Source organism: Blastococcus sp. SYSU DS0669 (assembly GCF_054050895.1).
Map to the genome: position 1 here is coordinate 53,785 of NZ_JBJHAE010000006.1, position 21,120 is coordinate 74,904.

The 21,120-nt window shown below is 75.7% G+C and carries 21 protein-coding genes; 15 read left to right on the plus strand and 6 right to left on the minus strand.

Annotated elements, in window-relative coordinates:
- Positions 1 to 161 precede the first annotated feature (161 nt).
- Entirely contained in the window at positions 162 to 1,604 is a 1,443-nt protein-coding gene (locus ACI792_RS08715) for a bifunctional 3-(3-hydroxy-phenyl)propionate/3-hydroxycinnamic acid hydroxylase (RefSeq protein ID WP_456602243.1), read from the plus strand.
- A gap of 25 nt (positions 1,605 to 1,629) precedes the next feature.
- Here ACI792_RS08715 and mftD read toward each other — a convergent pair whose 3' ends face one another.
- Together mftD and ACI792_RS08725 are read right to left on the minus strand one after the other, a co-directional pair.
- Positions 1,630 to 2,862 (minus strand): pre-mycofactocin synthase MftD, encoded by a 1,233-nt coding sequence (mftD, locus tag ACI792_RS08720; RefSeq protein WP_456602244.1) that lies wholly within the window; start codon positions 2,860 to 2,862, stop codon positions 1,630 to 1,632.
- Positions 2,863 to 2,980: 118 nt separating this feature from the next.
- Positions 2,981 to 3,577, minus strand: a complete 597-nt coding sequence (locus ACI792_RS08725) for an acyl-CoA-like ligand-binding transcription factor (protein WP_456602245.1) — start codon at positions 3,575 to 3,577, stop codon at positions 2,981 to 2,983.
- A 107-nt stretch (positions 3,578 to 3,684) separates the two neighbouring features.
- Here ACI792_RS08725 and mftA point away from each other — a divergent pair, with 107 nt between their 5' ends.
- Genes mftA through mftC form a run of 3 tightly spaced genes read left to right on the plus strand, consistent with a single transcriptional unit; the run spans position 3,685 to position 5,358 of the window.
- The gene (gene mftA / locus ACI792_RS08730) at positions 3,685 to 3,819 is read left to right on the plus strand and encodes a mycofactocin precursor MftA (protein WP_456602246.1); all 135 of its coding nucleotides are present in this window, start codon (positions 3,685 to 3,687) and stop codon (positions 3,817 to 3,819) included.
- A gap of 13 nt (positions 3,820 to 3,832) precedes the next feature.
- Complete coding sequence (gene mftB / locus ACI792_RS08735; protein ID WP_456602247.1) at positions 3,833 to 4,138, plus strand: mycofactocin biosynthesis chaperone MftB; 306 nt, start codon at positions 3,833 to 3,835, stop codon at positions 4,136 to 4,138.
- On the plus strand, positions 4,135 to 5,358 hold the full coding sequence (gene mftC / locus ACI792_RS08740; RefSeq protein ID WP_456602248.1) for a mycofactocin radical SAM maturase: 1,224 nt from the start codon (positions 4,135 to 4,137) through the stop codon (positions 5,356 to 5,358). The genes mftB and mftC overlap by 4 nt, the downstream gene beginning before the upstream one ends.
- A gap of 47 nt (positions 5,359 to 5,405) precedes the next feature.
- Here mftC and ACI792_RS08745 read toward each other — a convergent pair whose 3' ends face one another.
- Together ACI792_RS08745 and ACI792_RS08750 are read right to left on the minus strand one after the other, a co-directional pair.
- Positions 5,406 to 5,885: a pyridoxamine 5'-phosphate oxidase family protein gene (locus tag ACI792_RS08745; RefSeq protein WP_456602249.1), complete on the minus strand. Its 480-nt coding sequence runs from the start codon at positions 5,883 to 5,885 to the stop codon at positions 5,406 to 5,408.
- 53 nt (positions 5,886 to 5,938) lie between these two features.
- Positions 5,939 to 6,316, minus strand: a complete 378-nt coding sequence (locus ACI792_RS08750) for a YchJ family protein (protein ID WP_456602250.1) — start codon at positions 6,314 to 6,316, stop codon at positions 5,939 to 5,941.
- Positions 6,317 to 6,423: 107 nt separating this feature from the next.
- On the opposite strand from ACI792_RS08750, the gene ACI792_RS08755 reads away from it, so the two are divergent.
- Positions 6,424 to 7,203 (plus strand): response regulator, encoded by a 780-nt coding sequence (locus ACI792_RS08755; protein WP_456602251.1) that lies wholly within the window; start codon positions 6,424 to 6,426, stop codon positions 7,201 to 7,203.
- 20 nt (positions 7,204 to 7,223) lie between these two features.
- On the plus strand, positions 7,224 to 7,916 hold the full coding sequence (gene mftE, locus ACI792_RS08760; protein ID WP_456602252.1) for a mycofactocin biosynthesis peptidyl-dipeptidase MftE: 693 nt from the start codon (positions 7,224 to 7,226) through the stop codon (positions 7,914 to 7,916).
- A gap of 113 nt (positions 7,917 to 8,029) precedes the next feature.
- Here the strand turns inward: mftE and ACI792_RS08765 are convergent, their stop codons facing one another.
- Complete coding sequence (locus ACI792_RS08765) at positions 8,030 to 9,034, minus strand: iron-siderophore ABC transporter substrate-binding protein (RefSeq protein ID WP_456602253.1); 1,005 nt, start codon at positions 9,032 to 9,034, stop codon at positions 8,030 to 8,032.
- 132 nt (positions 9,035 to 9,166) lie between these two features.
- Between ACI792_RS08765 and ACI792_RS08770 the strand changes: the two genes are divergently transcribed.
- The 5 genes from ACI792_RS08770 to ACI792_RS08790 all read left to right on the plus strand — a co-directional run bounded on the left by ACI792_RS08770 (position 9,167) and on the right by ACI792_RS08790 (position 15,210).
- The gene (locus ACI792_RS08770; protein WP_456602254.1) at positions 9,167 to 9,721 is read left to right on the plus strand and encodes a cysteine hydrolase family protein; all 555 of its coding nucleotides are present in this window, start codon (positions 9,167 to 9,169) and stop codon (positions 9,719 to 9,721) included.
- Positions 9,718 to 11,139 carry a mycofactocin biosynthesis glycosyltransferase MftF gene (gene mftF / locus ACI792_RS08775; protein ID WP_456602255.1) on the plus strand — a complete coding sequence of 474 codons (1,422 nt, stop codon included), beginning with the start codon at positions 9,718 to 9,720 and terminating at the stop codon, positions 11,137 to 11,139. The genes ACI792_RS08770 and mftF overlap by 4 nt, the downstream gene beginning before the upstream one ends.
- 104 nt (positions 11,140 to 11,243) lie before the next feature.
- On the plus strand, positions 11,244 to 12,506 hold the full coding sequence (locus tag ACI792_RS08780) for a multidrug effflux MFS transporter (protein WP_456602256.1): 1,263 nt from the start codon (positions 11,244 to 11,246) through the stop codon (positions 12,504 to 12,506).
- 79 nt (positions 12,507 to 12,585) lie between these two features.
- On the plus strand, positions 12,586 to 13,902 hold the full coding sequence (locus ACI792_RS08785) for a GAF domain-containing protein (protein WP_456602257.1): 1,317 nt from the start codon (positions 12,586 to 12,588) through the stop codon (positions 13,900 to 13,902).
- A gap of 51 nt (positions 13,903 to 13,953) precedes the next feature.
- Positions 13,954 to 15,210: an MFS transporter gene (locus ACI792_RS08790; protein WP_456602258.1), complete on the plus strand. Its 1,257-nt coding sequence runs from the start codon at positions 13,954 to 13,956 to the stop codon at positions 15,208 to 15,210.
- 6 nt (positions 15,211 to 15,216) lie between these two features.
- On the opposite strand, the gene ACI792_RS08795 is transcribed toward ACI792_RS08790, so the two are convergent.
- Positions 15,217 to 15,795 carry a DinB family protein gene (locus ACI792_RS08795; protein ID WP_456602259.1) on the minus strand — a complete coding sequence of 193 codons (579 nt, stop codon included), beginning with the start codon at positions 15,793 to 15,795 and terminating at the stop codon, positions 15,217 to 15,219.
- 187 nt (positions 15,796 to 15,982) lie between these two features.
- Here ACI792_RS08795 and ACI792_RS08800 point away from each other — a divergent pair, with 187 nt between their 5' ends.
- The 4 genes from ACI792_RS08800 to ACI792_RS08815 all read left to right on the plus strand — a co-directional run bounded on the left by ACI792_RS08800 (position 15,983) and on the right by ACI792_RS08815 (position 21,029).
- On the plus strand, positions 15,983 to 16,519 hold the full coding sequence (locus ACI792_RS08800; RefSeq protein WP_456580329.1) for a (2Fe-2S)-binding protein: 537 nt from the start codon (positions 15,983 to 15,985) through the stop codon (positions 16,517 to 16,519).
- The gene (locus tag ACI792_RS08805) at positions 16,516 to 19,011 is read left to right on the plus strand and encodes a xanthine dehydrogenase family protein molybdopterin-binding subunit (RefSeq protein WP_456602260.1); all 2,496 of its coding nucleotides are present in this window, start codon (positions 16,516 to 16,518) and stop codon (positions 19,009 to 19,011) included. The genes ACI792_RS08800 and ACI792_RS08805 overlap by 4 nt, the downstream gene beginning before the upstream one ends.
- A complete protein-coding gene (locus ACI792_RS08810) occupies positions 19,008 to 19,865 on the plus strand; it encodes an FAD binding domain-containing protein (RefSeq protein WP_456602261.1) in 858 nt (285 codons plus the stop codon). The genes ACI792_RS08805 and ACI792_RS08810 overlap by 4 nt, the downstream gene beginning before the upstream one ends.
- A 96-nt stretch (positions 19,866 to 19,961) precedes the next feature.
- Positions 19,962 to 21,029 carry an SRPBCC domain-containing protein gene (locus ACI792_RS08815; RefSeq protein WP_456602262.1) on the plus strand — a complete coding sequence of 356 codons (1,068 nt, stop codon included), beginning with the start codon at positions 19,962 to 19,964 and terminating at the stop codon, positions 21,027 to 21,029.
- The last annotated feature ends 91 nt before the right edge of the window (positions 21,030 to 21,120 follow it).

Here is a 21,120-nt window from a genome sequence, read left to right on the forward strand (position 1 = left end):
TTCCGTCGGCCCGCGTCGTCGCGGGTGCTCAGCGCACACGTCGGTGCGTCGTGTGCAGTGCATCACAGACTGCTGAGCGGCGGCACCGCGCGTCAAGGCACCCGGTGCCGTCTGCAACGTGCTGCATCCCGGAACCGTGCGTCGTCGGCCAGACTGGCGGCATGACGGGCGGGCCGGTGGTCGTGGTGGGCGCCGGCCCGGTCGGGCTGACCGCGGCGCTGCTGCTGGCCCGCCGCGGGCTGGAGGTCGTCGTCCTCGAGCGGCACGCCGCCCCCTACCCGCTGCCGCGGGCCGTGCACCTCGACGACGAGGTGTTCCGCGCGCTGCAGGCGGCGGGGGTGGCCGACGAGGTCGCCGCCCGGTGCCGGCCGATGGCCGGGCTCCGCCTGCTCGACGGCGCGCACCGGGTGCTCGCCGAGTTCCGCCGGGCCCCGGACGCCGGCCCGCACGGCTGGCCGCAGGGGAGCTTCGTGCACCAGCCCGACCTGGAGGAGGTGCTGGCGACCGCCGCAGCGGCGACGCCCGGGATCGAGGTGCGCCGTGGCTGCGAGGTGACCGGCCTCGCGCAGGACCGCCGCGGGATCACGGTGCGGCTGACCGAGCGGGCGGCCGGGGCGGAACGCTCCGTCCGCGCGGCGGCGGTGCTGGGCTGCGACGGCGCCAACAGCACCGTGCGGGAGCTGATCGGCGCCCGGATGCTCGACCTCGGCCCACCCGACCGCTGGCTCGTGGTGGACGCGCGGGCGCCCGCGCCGCTGCCGGTCTGGCCCGGGGTGCACCAGGTGTGCGACCCCCGCCGGGCGGCCACCTTCATGCCGGTCACCGGCGACCGCTACCGCTGGGAGTTCCGCCTGGCGCCGGGGGAGACGGCGGAGGAGCTCTCCGCCCCGGCGCGGCTGGCCTCGCTGCTGGCCCCGGTCGCGCCGGCGGCCGACCTCGAGGTGCTGCGGGCCGTCGAGTACACGTTCCGCGCGCAGGTCGCCGACCGCTGGCGGGACGGGCGGGTGCTGCTGGCCGGCGACGCCGCCCACCTCACCCCGCCGTTCGTCGGTCAGGGGCTCGGGCTCGGGCTGCGCGACGTCCACCAGCTGGCCTGGAAGCTCGCCGCGGTCCTCCACGGGGAGGCGCCGGACGCGCTGCTGGACACCTACCGCGCCGAGCGCGAGCCGCACGCCCGCGCGCTGATCCGGGTGGCCCTGCTGCTCGGCCGGCTCATGACCGGCGGTGGGCGCTGGGGCGCGGTCGCCCGTCGGGTCGTCCTGGCCGCCGTCCGCCGCATCCCCGCCGTCGCCCGGCTGGCCACCGACAGCCGCACCCCGCCGCTGCGCCGCGGCCCGCTGGTGGCGCGAAGGGGCCGGGCCGGTCGCCGGCTGGCCGGAACGCTCCTGCCGCAGCCGGAGGTCCTCGTCGACGGGACCGTCCGCCGGCTGGACGACGTCCTGGGTGACGGCTACGTCGAGATCACGTCGGACCTGCGGGTGCGGCGGCCCGACGGCACGGCCCTGCGCATCGAGGACCCGTCCGGCGCTCTGGCGCGCTGGCTGGACGGCGCCGCGCTGGTGCGCGTGCGCCCCGACCGCATCGTCCGCTCGGTGCGGGTGTGAGCGCCCTCAGTCGCAGGCCGCGGGATCAGGCCTCGCGCCGCCGGCGGGCGGGCGAGGTCGCCAGCAGCGCGTTCTCCACGGCGGTGTCGCCCAGCGCCCGCTCGAAGCCCGGGGGGACGACGAGGTCGTCGCGGGAGAGCTCGGAGACGTCGGGCCGGCCCAGCCCGACCATCGCCGAACCGAGCCCGTCACGCAGCAGGTCCAGCACGTTCTCCACGCCGGCCTGGCCGTTCGCCGCGAGGCCCCACAGGTAGGCGCGGCCGATCATGACGGCCTTCGCGCCCAGGGCGAGGGCCTTGGCGACGTCGCCGCCGCGCCGGATGCCGCCGTCGAGCAGCACCTCGATCTGGTCGCCCACCGCCTCGGCGACCGCAGGCAGCGCGCGGAGGGAGGCCGGGGTGCCGTCGAGGTTGTTCCCGCCGTGGTTGGAGACCGAGATCGCGGTGACGCCGGCGTCGACCGCGCGCTTGGCGTCGTCGACCCGCATGACGCCCTTGAGCATGAACGGACCGCCCCACTGCTCGCGGAGCCAGGTGACGTCCTCCCAGGTCGGCATCGGCGACTGCTGCCACATGCCGTAGGCGCCGAAGAAGGTGGGCGCCGGGTCGCCCGGCGTCGCCACCATGTTCGGCACGGTCAGGTCGGGGAGCTGCCGGGTGCGGGCGAAGTCCAGCAGCCAGCGCGGCTTGACCAGCACCTGGGGCGCGTACTTCCGGGCCGCCTCCAAGTCGATCTTCTCGGGGATGAACGGGCTGCCCCAGTCGCGGCCGTAGGCGAACGACCAGTCCAGGGTGGCGATCATGCCGACGGCGCCGGCCCGACGGGCGCGCTCCATGCGGCCGAGCATCTCCTCGCGGGTGCCCACCCAGTACATCTGGAAGAAGGTCTGCGGGTTCGCCGCCACGACCTCCTCGATCGGCTTGCTGGCGAAGCTGGACAGCCCCATGGCCACCCCGCGCGCCGCCGCGGCCCGGGCGACGGCGACCTCGCCGTCGGGGTGCACGGCCTGCACGCCGGTCGGGCTGATCACCACGGGCATCGACATCTGCTGGCCCATGACGGTGACGCCCGTGTTCCGCTCGTTGGCCAGCCCCGCGGTGTGCGGCGCGAAGCCGACCTCGGCGAAGGCGGCGAGGTTGTCCTCGAGCGTCAGCCCGCGCTCGGAGCCGGCGACCAGCGCGGCGTACACCCCCTTGGGGAGCCGCTTCTTCGCCCGGCGCTGGGCCTCGGCGACCGACTCGAACCACGCGTTGGCCATGGGCTTCTCCTTCGTCGGCCCGGTCGACCGGGCGGTGGGCCGGCGCGACAGCCGGTGGCACTGAGTGCCAGGCTAGCGCCGTGGGTGAGACGGCGGCCACAGCGGTCGCCCCGCCGGGTCAGCCGCGCAGGCTCGGGAAACCCGCCGCCATCTCGTCGAACGCCAGGTGCAGGTGCCGGGTCAGGGGGGAGCCCGGCTCGGCGAGCCACGCCTCGAACGCCGTGGTCGCGGCGGCGCGCGTGCTCGCGGCGACCAGCCGCGGCAGCAGCCCGGTCGGCTCGCCGCCCGTCCGCGCCGCGACGTGCCGGGCGACCACCCGGTCGACCTCGGCGAAGCGCAGCTGGCTGTGCGCCAGCAGCGCGGGCTCGGTGAGGATCAGCCGCATGCGCTCGCGCAGCAGCGGCAGCTCGGCGTCCGGGTAGTCGTTGACCTCGACGTAGGCGGCGCAGACCGACCTGAGCACCGGCTGGGCGGGGTCCGCGGCGGCCAGCAGCTGCTCCAGGCGGGCGACGTGGCCGGCGAAGTCGCCCCAGACGGCGTCGGCCTTGGCCGGGAAGTAGCGGAAGAAGGTGCGACGGCTGATGCCCGCCGAGTCGGCGACCTCGTCGCTGGTCACCTGCTCGAACCCGCGGGTCGCGAAGAGGTCGAGGGCGGCGCGCTCCACGCGGGCCCGCCCGTCGGGGGCGAGCGGGGCCGCCGTCCTCGTCTCCGTCACGCGGGCATTCTGCCGGTCCGCGATGCACCCGCGGCCCGGTGTTGCCCCTGGCACCCGGTGTCACTAACGTCCGGCAGGTCCATGTGACCGCGTTCACGGAGGCTGACATGCCCGAGACCACCCCGACCGACGTCCCCGCCGTGGAGTTCCGGGCCCCGGAGGCCCCCACCACCGAGGAGCCCCTCGTCGAGGAGTCGCTCGTCGAGGAGGTCTCCATCGACGGCATGTGCGGCGTCTACTGAACCGCTCGCCCCGATGACCGCTCCGGCCGGGCCGGACGTGACGGCCGTGTTCGACCCCGCGCTGCCCTGGCAGAAGGCCCGGTCGGTCGCGCTCCGGCCCGAGCCGTTCGGCGCGCTCGTCTACCACTTCGGCAACCGGAAGCTCTCCTTCCTGAAGTCGAAGACCCTCGTCGCCGTGGTGGAGGCCCTCGCCGACCACCCGACCGCCACCGCCGCGCTCACCGCCTGCGGCGTGGGCGACGCCCAGCGGCCCGCCTACGAGAAGGCCCTGGCCGACCTCGCCCGCTCCCAGATGATCACCCCCCGGGAGACCCCGTGACCGCCGTCCTGCCCGCCCGACCCGAGCGCCCCGCCGGTGGGCGGCTCATCGACCAGTTCGAGTACGGCCTGGACGCCCCGATCTGCCTGACCTGGGAGCTCACCTACGCCTGCAACCTGGCGTGCGTGCACTGCCTCTCCTCCTCGGGACGGCGGGACCCGCGCGAGCTCTCCACCGCCGAGGCCGAGGCGGTCATCGACGAGCTGCAGCGGATGCAGGTCTTCTACGTGAACGTCGGCGGCGGCGAGCCGACCGTCCGCCCGGACTTCTGGCACCTCCTCGACTACGCGATCGGCCACGACGTCGGGGTCAAGTTCTCCACCAACGGCGTGAAGCTGGACAAGGCCCGGGCCGCGCAGCTGGCGGCCACCGACTACGTCGACGTGCAGATCTCGCTGGACGGCGCCACCGCCGAGGTCAACGACCGGGTGCGCGGCACCGGCTCGTTCGCCACCGCGACGCGCGCCCTGGAGAACCTGGCCGAGGCCGGGATGAAGGACTTCAAGGTCTCGGTGGTCGTCACCCGGGAGAACGCCGGGCAGCTGGACGCGTTCAAGGCGCTCACCGACCGCTACGGCGCCCAGCTGCGGATCACCCGGCTGCGCCCATCCGGCCGCGGGGCCGACGTCTGGGACCAGCTGCACCCGACCCAGGCCCAGCAGCGCGAGCTGTACTCCTGGCTGCTGGCCAACGGCGAGCAGGTGCTCACCGGCGACTCGTTCTTCCACCTGTCCGCGTTCGGGGAGGCCCTGCCGGGGCTGAACCTGTGCGGCGCCGGGCGGGTGGTCTGCCTCATCGACCCGGTCGGCGACGTCTACGCCTGCCCGTTCGCCATCCACGAGAACTTCCTCGCCGGCAACGTGCGCTCGCCCGGCGGCTTCCGGAAGGTGTGGCAGGAGAGCGAGCTCTTCGCCGATCTGCGCAGCCCGCAGACCGGCGGTGCCTGCACCAAGTGCGCCCACTTCGACGCCTGCCGGGGCGGGTGCATGGCGGCGAAGTTCTTCACCGGCCTGCCGCTGGACGGCCCCGACCCCGAGTGCGTCCAGGGCTATGGCGAGTCGGCGCTGGCGGCGCGCGACGCCGCGACGGCGACGCCGAGGAGCCACCTGGACCACTCGCACACCGGCCCGGTCCGCGGTCAGCCCACGCTCCTCGGCATCCCCACCATCCCGAGCAGGATCTGCGACGAGTCGCCGCTGGCGGGGCTCGACCTGCGCTGAGCCGGTGGCGCCCGCCTACGGGCCCGCGCCGCCGGGCCAGCCCGTCCTCAGAGGTCGACCTTCTTGTTCTCACCGGCGTCGATCCGCTCGCCGGTCGCCTTGGCCTTCACGAAGCTGAAGGCGGTGGCCAGCCGGCCGCCGGGGCTGTCCCAGTACTCCGCCGAGTCGCCCTCGACCTTGATCAGGACGACCTCGGGGTCCTCGGGGCCGTCGGGGAACCACGCCTCGACGCCGCCGTTCCACAGCGCCTTCTTCTTCTCGAGGTCGTCCACGACCCGGGCGTGCCCGGTGAGCGACACCCAGGTGCCGCCCGAGCCGATGCCGACGTTCACCTGCGGCTGCGCGGTGATGTGGGCGACCGGGTGGGAGCTCCGCTCGGCGTAGAGCCACAGGTCGCCGTCGAACTCGACCTCCTGCAGCGTCATGGGCCGGCTGGTCAGCTTGCCGCCGGGGGCGATGGTGGTGAGGAAGCCGAAGCGCTCCCCCTTGATCAGCTCCGCGACCTTGCGGGTGTCCTCTGCGCTCATGCCCGGGCTCGTGCCCAGCGCGGCGGCCGGTGACACGCGCCGGAGGATGCGGCTCAGCCGCCGTCGACGTAGCGCCAGGCGCCGTCCTCCCGCTCGAACCGGCTGACCTCGTGCTGCTCGCCGTCCGCGCCGCCGTGGCGGAACCGGGCCACGAACTCGACGGTTCCCCGGGCGCACAGCAGTCCGCCGCCGCTCGTGGCGAGCACCTCCAGGTCGGTCCAGCGCACCGCGGGGTCCAGGTCGAGCTCCGGCGGACGGGTGCGGGGGTGCCACGTGCGCAGCAGGTGGCCGGCGTCGCCGACCGCGAAGGCGCTGTAGCGCGACCGCATGAGCTGCTCGGCGGTCGCCGCGGGGGCCGAGCCGTCGTGGCGCGGGCCGCAGCACTCCGCGTAGGGCAGACCGGTTCCGCAGGGGCAGCGACGTGGGGGCATGCCCGGATTCTTCCCGCCCGGCTCACGCCGGCGGCCCGGCTGCCGATGACAGTGCTGGACAGGGCACCGGCGGTGCCCGCGGCAGGCGGCGCCGGAGCGGTGCGCAGATGCAGGGGGACGGCGTGGCGAAGGTGCTCGTGGTCGAGGACGAGGACACCACGCGGGTGATGCTGGAGCGGCGGCTGACCTGGGCGGGACACCGCGTCCGCGCGGCCGCCTCCGCCGACGAGGCGGCGGACCTGCTGGACGGCTTCGCGCCCGACGTCGTCGTCACCGACATGTTCATGCCCGGCGGCAGCGGCCTGGGCCTGGTCACCGCGCTGCGCACCCACCCCACCTGCGGCGACGTCCCCGTGGTCTTCCTGAGCGGGCGAGCGCTGCCCGGCGACGTCGAGGCCGGCCGGTCGCTCGGCGCCACGTACCTGGCCAAGCCCTGCACGCTCGCCGATCTGGCCCGGGCCATCGACGCGGCCACGGGCACGACCACCGACGAGCTCGAGGACGCCGTCCGCCGCCGGCTGGGTGACGTCGCCGGCGTCGAGGAGGAGGCCGAGGGGGCGCTCACCGCCCGGCTCCTGCGCACCTTCCTGGCGACCGCCCCGGCCAACCTCGCCGCCGTGGAGCGCGCGGCCCGGACCGCGGACGCCGACGCGCTGGAGGCTGCCGCCCACCGCCTCGCCGGCGCCGCGGCCACCCTGGGCGCCGACGCGCTCGCGGGCGTCTGCCGCGTGCTGGAGGAGCGGGGCCGGGAGGGCGACGTCGCGGACGCGACCGCCACCGTCGGCGTCCTCGCCGACCAGCTCGCGCAGGTCTCCCGGGTGTTCACCGAGCTCGCCGAGGAGCTCGAGGAGGACGTCCTGGTCGAGGACGAGGTCGCGCCCGTCTGACCGGCGCCTAGGGTGCGGCGGTGACCTCCCTCGCCGCCGCGACCTGGCCGGAGCTGCCCGAGCGCCCGCTGCTGGTCGTCCCCCTCGGGGCGGTGGAGCAGCACGGCCCCCACCTGCCGCTGACCACGGACACCGCGATCGCCACGGCGGTCGCCGACCGCGCCGTCGACCGGCTCGACGGCGCGCTGCTGGCCCCCGCCCTGGCCTACGGGGCGAGCGGGGAGCACGAGGACTTCCCCGGCACGGTCTCGCTCGGCACCGAGGCGCTGACCGGCCTGCTCGTCGAGTACGGTCGCTCGGCCTGCCGGTGGGCCGGGCGCGTGCTCATCGTCAACGGGCACGGAGGGAACCTCGACGCGCTGCGGACGGCGGTGCCCCGCGTGCGGGCCGAGGGGCGCGACGTGGCGTGGTTCGCATGCGGCGTCCCCGGCGGTGACGCGCACGCGGGCCGCACCGAGACGTCGCTGATGTTGCACGTGGAACCTGGTGGGGTCCGGCGCGACCGGGCGGTGGCCGGGGAGACGGCGCCGATCGGGGAGCTGCTGCCGCGGCTGCGGGCCCAGGGGGTGCGCGCCGTCAGCCCGAACGGGGTGCTGGGCGACCCGGTGGGCGCGGGGGCGGACGAGGGTGCGCGGCTGCTGGAGGGGTTGGTCGGCCGGCTGGTCCCGGGCATCGCCGCCTGGCGGGTGGACGACGACGGGCGGCTGCTGTGACACCGTCGTCCTCCGGACGACACCGCGACCAACGGCCGTCCTGGCTCCGCTGAGCCGCCGAGTGCCCGCCGGCGGGAGGCCTCCGGCCCCGCACCGACGGGCACGTCGTCCGGCTAGTTCAACGCCTCGGCGAACTGCGGCACGGTGGCGTCGATCGCGTACAGCAGGCCCGGGGCCGACGCGCTGGAGAACGCGTTGAGCACCGTCAGGTCCTCCAGGACGACGGCGCGCCCCTCCTGCACGGCCGGCAGCGCCTGCCACAGCGGGTTCCCGGTGAACTCCAAGGCCTCCACGAAGATCGGGAAGACCACGGTCAGCTCGGCGTCGAGGAGCGACAGCTGCTCCTCGCTGACCGGCACGAAGAAGTTCTCGGTCGCCAGCGCCTCGATCTCGGCCTTGTTCTCGAAGCCGAGCTGCTCCATGAACTGCACCCGCGAGTCACCGCTCACGTAGGCGCCGAAGCCTTCGGAGGTGTACGCCCCCACGGCGACCTCGGTGCCGTCGAACTCGGGGTGCTCGGCGGCGGCGTCGGCGAACGCGTGCTCGACCTGCGTCGCGAGCTCCTCGGCCTCCTCGGTCTTCCCGAGTGCCTGGCCGACCAGCTCCAGCTGCTGCTGCCAGGAGGTCTGGTAGGGGCCCACGCCCTCGGGCTGGCCGATCGTCGGGGCGATCTCGCTGAGCAGGTCGTACCGGTCCTGGTCACCGGAGGAGCGGGTGTCGAGGATGAGGTCCGGCTCGAGCGCCGCGATCGCCTCGAAGCTCGGCTCCAGCGTCTCGATGAGCACCGGCGGCTCCTCGTAGCCCTGCTCGACCCAGTCGCCCAGACCGTCGTCGCCGCCGACGGCGAGCCAGTCGCTGGCGCCGACCGGCTCCACGCCCAGGGCCAGCGCGGTCTCGGCGTCGGACCAGCCCAGCGCGACCACTCGCGTGGGCTGCTCCTCGACGGTGACGTCGCCGAAGGCCGTCTCCACCGTGACCGGGAACGCCGCCGACGACGAGCCACCCGTCGCCTCCCCCTCGGTGGCGGGGGCGGCGTCGTCACCGGAGCCGCAGCCGGTGACGACGAGGGCGGTGGCGGCGAGCGCGGCGGCGCCGCGCAGGGCAGGGCGGACGAACATGGGAACTCCTCGAAGCTCAGGTAAGGCTGACCTAAGCACATGGACCTGGGAATCCCGCGGCCGGGACCGGATCGCTAGGGTCGGGAGGCCCGCCGACCGGGCCGGGAGCGGGACGCGCGAGGAGAGCTGGGCATGAGCGGGGTGGGTGACGGCCACGAGGGCTGGCTGGTCGTGGTCGACCTGCAGCACGTCTTCGGCGAGCAGGACTCGCCCTGGACCGCGCCGAGGTTCGAGGAGGTGCGGCCCCGCATCCGCCGGCTGGTCGACGCTTTCGGCGAGCGGGTGGTCTGGACCCGCTTCGTGGCGCCCGCGGAGCCGGTCGGGGCGTGGAAGGAGTACTACGCGAAGTACGACTTCGCGCTCCAGCCGCCCGACGCGCACTGCTACCAGCTCGTCGAGGACCCGGGCACCCACCCGGTGGTGGACGCCACCACGTTCGGCAAGTGGGGCCCGGAGCTGGCCGCGGTGGTCGGCGAGGGGCCGCTCACCGTCGCCGGCGTGGCCACCGACTGCTGCGTCGTCTCGACCGTGCTGCCGGCCGCCGACGCCGGGGTGCACGTGCGCGTGGTCACCGACGCGTGCGCGGGGGCAGGCGACGAGGAGCACGAGCGGGCGCTGCGGCTGATGGCCGGCTACGCCCCGCTGGTCTCCTTCGCGACGACCGACGAGGTCCTGGCGGAGGGATGATCCCCGCCCCGCCGGAGCGTCGGCTGCCTGACGGGTTCGCCGTCCGGCTCGATCCGCGGACCCGTCGCAGGGACGGCGGCGCCACCCTGCTCGGCGGCTCCCCGCTGCGGCTGCTGCGGCTCGCCCCCCGGGCCGCCGGGCTGCTCGCGACCGGCCACCTGGTGGTCCGCGACGCCACGAGCGCCGTGCTGGCCGCCCGGCTGCTCGACGCCGGCCTCGCCCACCCCGACCTCCCGCCGGCCGTCGGCCGGGCCGGCGCTCCGGCCGGCGTGACCGTCGTCGTCCCGGTGAAGGACCGCCCGGCCGGGCTCGCCCGGCTGCTCGCCGCGCTGTGCGCGGACCCCGCCACCGCGGCGCTGCCGGTGGTCGTCGTCGACGACGGCTCGGCGGTCCCGGTGGCGGCGCCGGAGGGCGTCCGGGTCCTGCGGCACGCGACCAGCCGGGGACCCGCGGCCGCCCGCAACGCGGGGCTCGCGGTCGCGACGACGGAGTTCGTCGCGCTCGTCGACTCCGACTGCGTGCCGGTCGAGGGCTGGCTGGCCCGGCTGCTCCCGCACCTGGACGACCCCCGGCTGGCGGTGGTCGGCCCCCGGATCGTGCCGCTCGCGGGCGCGGCGCGCGGCTGGACCGCCCCCTACGAGGAGGTCGCCGGCGCGCTCGACATGGGCCCGCACCCGGCCGCGGCGCGGCCGCTGTCCGCGGTGTCCTACCTGCCCAGCGCCGCCCTGCTGGTGCGCCGGGCCGCCCTCGGGGCGGGGTTCGACGAGGCGTTGCGGGTGGCCGAGGACGTCGACCTGGTGTGGCGGCTGGCCGCCGCCGGCTGGCGGGTGCGCTACGAGCCGGCCGCCGCGGTCGCCCACGAGCACCCGGCGCGCACCGCCGAGTGGCTGCGCCGCCGCGCCTTCTACGGCACCGGCGCCGCGCTGCTGGCGACGCGGCACGGATCGGCGGTCTCGCCGCTGGTCATCGCGCCGGAGACGGCGGCCACCTGGGCGTTGCTGCTCGCGGGAGGCCGGTGGGGGCGGGCGGGTGGCGCCGGCCTGCTCGGGGTGACGGCGGTCCGCCTGGGGCGCCGGCTGGCCCGGCCGGGGGAGCCGGTCCCGGTCCCGCTCGCCGCCGGCCTGGCGGTTCGGGGCCTCGCGGCGTCGGGGCAGGCGCTGGCCCGCGCCGTCACCCGGCACCACTGGCCGGTCGCGGCGGTGCTCGCCGCCGCATCGCCCCGGGCGCGGCGGTGGGTGCTCGCCGTCGCCGTGGTCGACGCGCTCGCCGGCTGGTGGCCCCACCGGGGGCGGATAGGACCGGTCCGTCACGGGCTGGCCCGGCGGCTGGAGGACCTCGCCTACGGCACCGGGCTGTGGGCCGGCGCCGTGCGTGCCCGGGATGCGCGCGCCCTCCTGCCGGTGCGCCCGCCGCGCTGACGACCGGGGGCGGCGGAATGCGCGGCCGCCCCGGTGACTTGAGAGCCCTCGTACTGCGGTCCGACCAGCGTGGGTCCCGCTCAGCACCGACCGACGGGGAAACCGTGACCACCACCCAGGAGCGCACCGCGCCGGCAGCCGCCGCCGCGACCGCGCTCGCCCGACCGGGCGCCGCGCGCACCGCGCTGACGCTGGGGGCCTTCGTCGCCCTCGGCCCGCTCACCATCGACATGTACCTGCCGGCGCTGCCCGCGATCACCGACGACCTCCTGACGACGTCGGCCACCGTGCAGCTCACCCTCACCGGCACCCTGGTCGGCCTCGCCGTCGGCCAGCTGGTCATCGGCCCGCTGTCGGACGCCTGGGGGCGGCGCCGGCCGCTGATCGCCGGGACGGCGCTGCACGTGCTGGCCTCGCTGCTGGTGCTGGTCGCCCCGACCATCGCCGTGCTCGGCGCCCTGCGCTTCCTCCAGGGGGTGGGCGCCGCCGCCGGCGCGGTGATCGCCCTCGCCGTGGTCCGCGACCTCTACGACGGCCGGGCGGCGGCGACGATGCTCTCCCGGCTGTTCCTGGTGCTCGGCGCCGCGCCGGTGCTGGCGCCCACCATCGGCGGGGAGCTCCTCCGCTTCACCAGCTGGCGCGGGGTCTTCGCCGTCCTCGCCGCCTACGGGCTGCTCATGGTCGCCGTGGGCTGGGCGACGCTGCGGGAGACGCTCCCCCCGGAGCGGCGGAACAGCAACGGCGTGCGCGGCACGCTGCGCATCTACGGCGGGCTGCTGCACGACCGGGTGTACGTGGGGCTCGTCCTCGTCGCCGGGCTGACCATGGCCGGGCTGTTCAGCTACGTCTCGGGCTCCTCCTTCGTTTACCAGGAGCAGTTCGGCCTCGACGAGCAGCAGTTCGGGCTGCTCTTCGGCGCCGGCGCGTTCTGGCTGATCGCGGCGACCCAGCTCAACCCGCTGCTGCTGCGCCGCTGGTCGCCCCAGCGGCTGCTGGTCGCGGGCACGGTCATCGGCGCCCTCGCCGGGGCCGGCCTGGTCGTGCTGGCCGCGACCCGGACCGGCGGCCTCCCCGCGGTCACCGGCGCGCTGTGGGTCGTGCTGTTCGCCTGCGGCCTGGCGCTGCCCAACGCGCCCGCGCTGGCGCTCTCCCGGCACGGCGAGTCCGCCGGCAGCGCCGCCGCACTGCTCGGCGCCGTCCAGTTCGGGGTCGGCGCCGTGGTCTCGCCGGTCGTCGGGCTGCTGGGCAACGACGCGCTGGCGATCGGGCTGGTCGTCGTCGCGGCCCTCTCCCTCGCCCTCGTCGTCCTGGGCACGGTCGTGCGGCCGTGGCGGCTGCCGGTCGGCGACGAGGTCGCGGCCGGCTGATCGCGCCCGCCGGTCTGGTGGAAAACGCCGGTAGCGGCCACGATGGCCGGGAGATGAGCGACTCCCCCAGGCCCGGCCGGTGACGACCGCCGTCAACCCGTGGCTGGCGCTGCCGGACGGGCAGCCGTCCGCCGCCCGCACGCGCCGGCTGCGCGCGGCGCACGAGCGCCTCGTCACCGCCAGCGCGCTGCCCGCCGACGACGCGGTCCGCCCGGTCGTGCGCGACTCCTGGGGGCGCTCCCTCGGCAGCGGCGTCGACCCCGACGGCGGGCTGCCGCCGGTCGAACTGGTCGACGCCGAGCTGCGCGCCTACCGGGCCGCCCACCCCCTGGCCCCGGCCCTGCCGGTGATCCGCCGGCTGCTGGTCCAGGACGCCGAGGCCGACCGGATGATCGTGGCCGTCACCGACGCCGCCGGTCGCATGCTGTGGGTCGAGGGCGACCGCGCGCTGCGCAGCCGGGCCGCGGCGATGAACTTCGTCGAGGGCTCCCGGTGGTCGGAGGAGGTCGCCGGCACCAACGCCCCCGGGACGGCGCTGGCGGTCGACTCGGCCGTGCAGATCTACGGCAGCGAGCACTTCCGCCGCTCGGTGCAGCCGTGGAGCTGCTCGGCGGCGCCGGTGCACGACCCGGTGACCGGCGCGCTGCTCGGCGCCATCGACATCACCGGCGGCGACCACGTGGCCAGCCCGCACGTGCTCACCCTGGTCCGCGCGACGGTGGCCGCCGTCGAGTCGGAGCTGCGCTGGCTGCACCGCGAGCGGCTCGCGGCCGGCCCCGGAGCGGTCGCCGCGGTACCGGCCGGGGCCCGGCTGGAGGTGCTGGGCCGGGAACGCGCCCGGCTCACGCTGCCGGGCGGCCCGCTGGAGCTGTCGGTCCGGCACTCGGAGCTGCTGTTCCTGCTCGCCGAGGCGGCCACTTCCGGGCAGGGACGCGACGCGGCCCAGCTCGCCGCGGAGGTGCACGCCGGTGCCGCGGCCACGGTGACCGTGCGCGCCGAGCTCTCCCGGCTGCGGCGGCTGGTGGGCGGCGACCTGCTGGAGTCCCGCCCCTACCGCCTGGTGGGCCGGCTGCAGACCGACGTCGACCAGGTGCGCGGGCTCGTGGCGCGGGGGGACCTCGCCGCCGCGCTCGAGCACTACGCCGGCCCGGTGCTCCCCGGATCGCAGGCGCCCGGGGTGCGGCACGCCCGCGACCGCCTGCTCGCCCTGCTCCGGCGGGCGGTGCTCACCGGGCGCCGTCCCGACCTGCTGCTGCGCCTGGCCCAGCTGCCCGAGCTGCGGGAGGACGCCGGCGTCTGGCAGGCGTTGTGCGAGGTTCTGCCGGTGGGCTCGCCGCGCCGGGCGGCGGTCACGGCGCACCTGCACCGCCTGCGGCTGGCCGGCCGCGCACGCTGACGCGCGCCGGGCGTGGGAATGCTGAGGGCCGCTCACGACTTCGCAGCTGGAGTGACCGCCCCGCCCCTCGCCGACCGCCCTCCCCTCTCCACCCGCCGGTTGGTCGCCGCGGTGGTCGCGCTGGGGCTCGGCGGGTTCGCCATCGGCACCACCGAGTTCGTCACCATGGGGCTGCTGCCGGACCTGGCCGAGGGCGTGGGCATCGACATCCCCACCGCCGGCCACGTCATCTCCGCCTACGCGCTGGGCGTCGTCGTCGGGGCGCCGGTGATCGCTGCCCTCGCGACGAAGCTGCCGCGCCGCGGGGTCCTGCTCGGGCTCATGGTCGCGTTCATCGCGGGCAACGTGCTCACCGCGCTGGCACCGGGGTACGGGTCCCTCCTGGCCTCGCGGTTCCTGGCCGGGCTCCCGCACGGGGCCTACTTCGGCGTCGCGTCGCTGGTGGCCGCCTCGCTGGTGGCGCCGCACCTGCGCGGGCGCGCGGTGAGCTCGGTGATGCTGGGCCTCGCGCTGGCCAACGTCGCGGGCGTGCCCTCGGCGACCTGGCTGGGCCAGCAGTTCGGCTGGCGCACGGCCTACTGGGCGGTCGCGGTGCTCGCGCTGCTCACCATCGCCGCGACCGCGCTGGTCGTGCCCGCGGCGCCGGGCAACCGCGCCGCCACGGTGCGCAGCGAGCTGGGCGCGCTGCGCCGCCCGCAGGTGCTGCTCACCCTGCTGGTCGGCGTCGTCGGCTTCGGCGGCATGTTCGCCGTCTACAGCTACGTCGCGCCGCTGGTCACCGACGTGACCGGCATGCCCCGGGCCGCGGTGCCCCTCGTGCTGCTGGCGTTCGGCGTCGGCGGCGTGCTCGGGACGGCGGTGGGCGGCCGGCTCGCCGACCTCGCGCTCTTCCGCTCGCTGGTCGGGGCGAACGTCGTCACCGGTGTCCTGCTGGCGCTGGTGCCGCTCGCCGCCCGCACCCCCGTCACCGTCGTCGCGATCGTCTTCCTGCTGGCCGCCAGCGCCTCCACGCTCGTGGTGTGCCTGCAGCTCCGGCTGATGGAGGTCGCCGGCGAGGCGCAGATGCTGGGGGCGGCGCTGAACCACTCGGCGCTCAACGCCGCCAACGCCCTGGGGGCCTGGCTGGGGGGCCTGGTCATCGCCGCCGGCCTGGGCTACACGGCGCCCGGCGTCGTCGGGGCGGGGCTGGCCGTGCTGGGGCTGCTGGCGCTCACCGCGTCGGCGCTGCTCCGCCGCCGCGAGCTGCGCGTGGCCCCGGTCGGTGACCTGGCGCCGGCCCCGCAGGCGGAGCCCGCCGGCGTCCGCTGACCCCGCTCAGCGCAGCAGGGCGGCGAGCTGCTCGGCGTGGTCCCGCTGGTGGCCGGGGAGGAAGTCCAGGACGTCGCCCAGCGTCAGCGCCCCGTCGGTGGCGTGCCGGCCGGTGCGCGCCCGCTCCACCTCCGGCACGCCCCGGACCGCCGCGAGCAGGCCGCGCTGGGCGTCCCGCAGCTCGGCCAGCATGCGCGCCGGGACGACGGCGGCGTACCCGGCCACCCGGTCGGCCTCGGTCGGGTCGAAGTCGGGGAGCAGCGGGTGCTCCTCGGCGCGCAGCCGGCCGATGCGGGCGGTGAACACCAGGGCGCTGTCGCGCAGGTGGCCCGCCACCTCGTGCGGCGTCCAGGCCAGCTCCGCGGCGTAGGCGGGGAAGTGGCCGCAGCCGACCAGCCGCCCGCGCTCGGCCTCGGGCAGGCGGCGGGTGGTGAGCGCCGCGGCGGGGGCGGCGGCCAGGAGCCCGGCGACCCGGCGCTGCTGGGCGGCCAGGACGTCGGCGGAGCCGCGGGGCGGGGCGGTGATCGGCACCCGGGAACGGTCGCCCACGGCGGGGCGGAGCACCAGGATGTGGGCTGCCAGCAAGCGCAACGAACCCGCCTGCAACGGCCGTGCAACGTGCCCGGACCCCGCTCGCCAGCGCCTTCGCCGGGCTCCATGGCAGAAATCGCGCAGGTAAGCGTGGCCTAAGTCACAGCTTTCGGGTCAGACTCCGCTCCGGGCCCACGGTCGACCGTGGGCGCAGCGACCCCTGCAACGAGGCGGAGGACTGATGACACGGATCAGCGTGCGGGTGGACGGGGCGTCCTACCAGGACGACGTCGAACCGCGGACCCTGCTCGTCCACTACCTGCGCGAGCAGCTCGGCAAGGTCGGGACCGTGGTCGGGTGCGACACCAGCAACTGCGGCGCCTGCACCGTGCACCTGGACGGCGAGGCCGTGAAGAGCTGCACCGTGCTGGCGGTGCAGGCCGACGGCGCGGAGGTCACGACCATCGAGGGCGTCGCCGCCAACGGCGAGCTCCACCCGGTGCAGAAGGCGTTCCACGAGATGCACGGGCTCCAGTGCGGCTTCTGCACCCCCGGCATGATCATGGCCTCGATCGACCTGCTGCAGGACAACCCGGACCCCAGCGAGGACGAGGTGCGCGAGGGCATCGAGGGCAACCTCTGCCGCTGCACCGGCTACCAGAACATCGTCCGGGCCGTGCAGCACGCGGCCGGGGAGATGCGCGGGGCCGGCAACGGCTCCGTCGCGCCGGCCGAGGTCGACACCGCCGCCGCGCCGCACGTGGTGGGTCAGGCATGACCGCCGTCGAGGACCGCGCCGACGCGGACGCCCCCACCCCCGAGATCGGCAAGGCGCGGAAGCGCAAGGAGGACGCCCGGCTCATCACCGGGCGCACCACCTGGACCGACAACATGGTCCTGCCGGGGATGCTGCACCTGGCCGTCGTCCGCTCACCCGTCGCGCACGCGCGGATCACGAACGTCGACGTCAGCGCGGCCCGGGAGGCGCCGGGCATCGTCGCCGTCTACACCGGTGCCGACCTCGCCGAGGAGCAGGGCTCGCTGCCCTGCGCCTGGCCGGTGACGCCGGAGATGGTCAACCCGGGCCACCCCTCCATCGCGGTGACCGAGGTCAACCACGTCGGCGAGGCGGTGGCGGTCATCGTCGCCCGCAGCAAGGCCGCGGCCCAGGACGCCGTCGAGCTCGTCGACGTCGACTACGACCCGCTGCCGGTGGTGCTCGACATGGAGGAGGCCGTCCAGGACGGCGCGGACCGCGTGCACGACCACGTCGAGTCCAACACCAGCTACCACTTCGTCTTCGATGCCGGCGAGATGGGCACGGGGACGGACACCGAGCAGGCGTTCGCCGAGGCCGACGTCGTCGTCAGCCGGCGGCTGATCCAGCAGCGGCTGATCCCGGCGTTCATGGAGCCGCGCTCGGTCGTCGTCCAGCCGCAGGGCGACAACTACACGATGTGGTCGGCGACCCAGATCCCGCACATCCTGCGGGTCATGGCGGCGATGGTCACCGGCATCCCGGAGCACAAGCTGCGGGTCGTGGCCCCGGACGTCGGTGGCGGGTTCGGCGGGAAGCTGCAGGTGAACCCGGAGGAGATCCTCTGCCTGCTGATCGCCCGCCGGCTCGGCAAGCCGGTCAAGTGGACCGAGACCCGCAGCGAGTCGCTGATGACCGCCCACCACGGCCGCGACCAGATCCAGTACGTGGACATCGCCGCCGACCGGGAGGGGAACGTCAAGGGCCTTCGGGTGCGGCTGCTCGCCGACATGGGCGCCTACCTGCGGCTGATCACGCCCGGCGTCCCGGCGCTGGGTGCCTTCATGTACCCCGGCATCTACAAGTTCCCGGCCTACCGCTTCGAGTGCGACGGGGTGTTCACCAACAAGGTGCCCACCGACGCCTACCGCGGCGCCGGGCGCCCGGAGGCCACCTTCGCCGTCGAGCGGATCATGGACGAGCTCGCCGTCGAGCTGGGCATGGACCCGCTGGAGCTGCGGCGGAAGAACTGGATCCGCGCCGAGGAGTTCCCGTTCACCACCGTGGCCGGCCTCGCCTACGACAGCGGTGACTACGACACCGCGACCCAGCAGGCGCTGGAGCTGCTCGGCTACGACGAGCTGCGCGCCGAGCAGCAGCGGCGCCGGGAGTCGGGCGACCCGGTCCAGCTGGGCATCGGGATCTCCACCTTCACCGAGATGTGCGGGCTGGCGCCCTCCCGGGTGCTCGGCTCGCTCTCCTTCGGCGCCGGGGGCTGGGAGCACGCCGCGATCCGCATGCTGCCCACCGGCAAGGTCGAGGTCGTCACCGGCTCGACGCCGCACGGGCAGGGCCACGAGACGGCGTGGAGCCAGCTCGTCGCCGACTCCCTGGGGGTGCCGTTCGAGGACGTCGAGGTGCTGCACGGCGACACCGCCATCGCCTCCCGCGGGCTGGACACCTACGGCTCCCGCTCGCTGGTCGTCGGCGGCTCCGCGGTGGTCAAGGCGGCGGACAAGGTCATCGCCAAGGCACGGAAGATCGCCGCGCACCTGCTCGAGGCCAGCGAGGACGACCTGGAGTTCAGCGGCGGGCGGTTCTCCGTCCGGGGCACCCCGGGCGCCGGGCTCGGGATCCAGGAGATCGCCCTGGCGATCTTCGCCGCGCACGACTACCCGGAGGGGATCGAGCCCTCGATCGACGCCGAGGCGACCTTCGACCCGGAGAACTTCTCCTTCCCGCACGGCACGCACCTCTGCGCCATGGAGGTCGACACCGAGACCGGGTTCGTGAAGATCCGCAAGTACGCCTGCGTGGACGACGTCGGCACGATCGTGAACCCGCTGATCGTCGAGGGGCAGGTCCACGGCGGGCTCGCCCAGGGCATCGCGCAGGCGCTCTACGAGGAGGCCGTCTACGACGCCGACGGCAACCTCACCACGGGCACCTTCGTCGACTACCTGGTCCCCTCGGCCGCCGACCTGCCGCACTTCGACACCGGGAACACGGTGCACACCGCGCCGGGCAACCCGATCGGCGCCAAGGGCGTGGGGGAGGCCGGCTGCATCGCCTCGACACCCGCGGTGGTCAACGCCGCGCTGGACGCCGTCCGGCACCTGGGGGTCGCCGACATCCGCATGCCGCTGACGCCCGAGCGCGTCTGGCGGGCCATCCATGCCGGGGGGGACGGCGGGGATCGCGCCACCGCCGGCACCAACGCCTACGGCGGGGCGCAGACCGAGACCACCGCCGGCGTGTCCACCGAGGCTTCGTCGCTGGGAGGGGACCGATGATTCCCGCACCGTTCGAGTACGCCCGCCCGACCACGGTCGACGAGGCGCTGGAGGCGATCGCCTCCGGCGGCGAGGACGTGAAGGTCCTCGCCGGTGGGCAGTCGCTCATCCCGGTCATGCGGCTGCGGCTGGCCGCCCCGGAGACGGTGGTCGACCTGGGCCGGGTCACCGAGCTGCGCGGCGTGCGGGAGGAGGGCGACGTGCTGGTCATCGGCGCGATGACCACGCACTCCGACGTCCTCGCCGACCCGCTGATCGGGCAGCACGCACCGCTGATCGCCGAGGCCACCGCCACCGTGGCCGACCGGCAGGTGCGCCACCGGGGCACCTTCGGCGGCGCGCTCGTGCACGCCGACCCTGCCGGTGACCTGCCGGCGGTGGCGCTCGCGCTCGACGCCGAGTTCGTCATCGCCGGTCCCGGAGGCCGCCGCACCGTGCCCGCGAGCGAGTTCTTCGTCGACTACCTCACCACCGCCGTCGACGAGGGCGAGCTGCTGGTGGAGGTGCGGGTGCCGAAGCTCGCCGGGCAGTGGGGCATGCGGTACGAGAAGTTCAACCGGGTCGCGCAGGCCTGGTCGATCGTCGCCGTGGCCGCCGCGGTGCGCCGGGAGGACGGACACATCGCCGAGGCGCGGATCGGGCTGACCAACATGGGGCCGACCCCGCTCCGCGCCGGTGCGGTGGAGGCGGCGCTCTCCGGTGCGAAGGCGACGCCCGAGGCGATCGCCGCGGCCGCCGCGCACGCCGCCGAGGGCACCGATCCCAGCAGCGACCTCAACGCCCAGGCCGACTACCGGCAGCACCTGGCGACCGTCCTCACGCGCCGGGCGGTGACGGCCGCCGCCGGGCTGTAGCTTGTCGAAGGACCCCCGTGCACGGACCCAGCACTCGCAGGCTCGCGCTGGGTCCATGCACGGGGCCGTTCCAGGACGTCACCAGGAGGTCATCCCGTGCAGCTGGAGAACTCGTTCACCGTCCCGGTGCCCGTCGACGAGGCTTGGCGGGTGCTGCTCGACATCGAGCGGATCGCGCCCTGCATGCCCGGCGCGGCCCTGGACTCCGTCGACGGCGACGACTTCACCGGGCGCGTGAAGGTCAAGCTCGGGCCGATCAACCTGACCTACCAGGGCAAGGCCTCGTTCATCGAGAAGGACGAGGCGGCGCACCGGGCGGTCATCGACGCGCGCGGGAAGGACCAGCGGGGCAACGGGACGGCCGCGGCCACGGTCACCGCCAACCTCCGCGCCGAGGGATCCGTCACGCGGGTCGACGTCCTCACCGACCTGAACATCACCGGCCGTCCGGCGCAGTTCGGGCGCGGGGTGATGACCGACGTCGGCAACAAGCTGCTCGGCCAGTTCGCCGACAAGCTCGCTGCGCAGCTCGGCGAGGGTGACGCGCAGGGCGACGCCGACCGCGCGACCGCCGCGGCCGCCGCCGGGCCGGCGACGAAGGCGGCCGCGACGGCCACCGGGGTCGTCGAGGAGGTCGCCGCCTCGGCGGAGCAGGCCACCGGCGAGGGGACGGCAGCCAAGAAGGCGGCTGCCGCGACCAAGAAGGCCGCCGCGTCGGCGACCGACAAGGTCAGCGAGTCGGCCGACGCTGCCCCGGAGAAGAAGGCCGCCCCCGCCAAGTCGGCTCCGGCGAAGAAGGCCGCCCCGGCGAAGGCCGCCTCCGGCAAGGAGACGGCGACCACGGAGACCCCGGCCAAGGAGACCGCGGCCAAGGTGACGGCGGAGAAGGCCGCCGACACCGCGCCTGCCGGCAAGGCGCCCAGCGCGCCGCCGAACGCCAACACCGCGCCTCCCGGCCGGCCCGCGACCGGGGCGCCGCTGCGCAGCGTGCCCGGCAGCGGCCCGGCCGAGCGGCCACGTCCGGCCCAGTCCGAGCCCGAGCCCATCGACCTGCTCGAGGTGGCCGGTGGAGCGGCGCTGACCCGCTACGCCGCGCCCGCCGCGGGGGTCGCCGCGCTGTTCCTGGTCGTCGCCCTCGTGGTCAGGCGCCGCCGCCGGCGCTGAGTCGGACCGATCCGTCACCTGGTCCGGGGCTTCGGCCGGAGCGGGCGGCGAGTCGATGCCCTGGTCGGTCCCTGCACCGCTCTGACCTGCG

What these genes read in the sequence shown, in the direction of transcription:
- ACI792_RS08715 (WP_456602243.1), top strand. Translation starts at nt 162, where the DNA reads ATGACGGGCGGGCCGGTGGTCGTGGTGGGCGCCGGCCCGGTCGGGCTG.
- mftD (WP_456602244.1), bottom strand. Translation starts at nt 2,862, where the DNA reads ATGGCCAACGCGTGGTTCGAGTCGGTCGCCGAGGCCCAGCGCCGGGCG.
- mftA (WP_456602246.1), top strand. Translation starts at nt 3,685, where the DNA reads ATGCCCGAGACCACCCCGACCGACGTCCCCGCCGTGGAGTTCCGGGCC.
- mftB (WP_456602247.1), top strand. Translation starts at nt 3,833, where the DNA reads ATGACCGCTCCGGCCGGGCCGGACGTGACGGCCGTGTTCGACCCCGCG.
- ACI792_RS08745 (WP_456602249.1), bottom strand. Translation starts at nt 5,885, where the DNA reads ATGAGCGCAGAGGACACCCGCAAGGTCGCGGAGCTGATCAAGGGGGAG.
- ACI792_RS08750 (WP_456602250.1), bottom strand. Translation starts at nt 6,316, where the DNA reads ATGCCCCCACGTCGCTGCCCCTGCGGAACCGGTCTGCCCTACGCGGAG.
- ACI792_RS08755 (WP_456602251.1), top strand. Translation starts at nt 6,424, where the DNA reads ATGCAGGGGGACGGCGTGGCGAAGGTGCTCGTGGTCGAGGACGAGGAC.
- ACI792_RS08765 (WP_456602253.1), bottom strand. Translation starts at nt 9,034, where the DNA reads ATGTTCGTCCGCCCTGCCCTGCGCGGCGCCGCCGCGCTCGCCGCCACC.
- ACI792_RS08770 (WP_456602254.1), top strand. Translation starts at nt 9,167, where the DNA reads ATGAGCGGGGTGGGTGACGGCCACGAGGGCTGGCTGGTCGTGGTCGAC.
- mftF (WP_456602255.1), top strand. Translation starts at nt 9,718, where the DNA reads ATGATCCCCGCCCCGCCGGAGCGTCGGCTGCCTGACGGGTTCGCCGTC.
- ACI792_RS08800 (WP_456580329.1), top strand. Translation starts at nt 15,983, where the DNA reads ATGACACGGATCAGCGTGCGGGTGGACGGGGCGTCCTACCAGGACGAC.
- ACI792_RS08805 (WP_456602260.1), top strand. Translation starts at nt 16,516, where the DNA reads ATGACCGCCGTCGAGGACCGCGCCGACGCGGACGCCCCCACCCCCGAG.
- ACI792_RS08810 (WP_456602261.1), top strand. Translation starts at nt 19,008, where the DNA reads ATGATTCCCGCACCGTTCGAGTACGCCCGCCCGACCACGGTCGACGAG.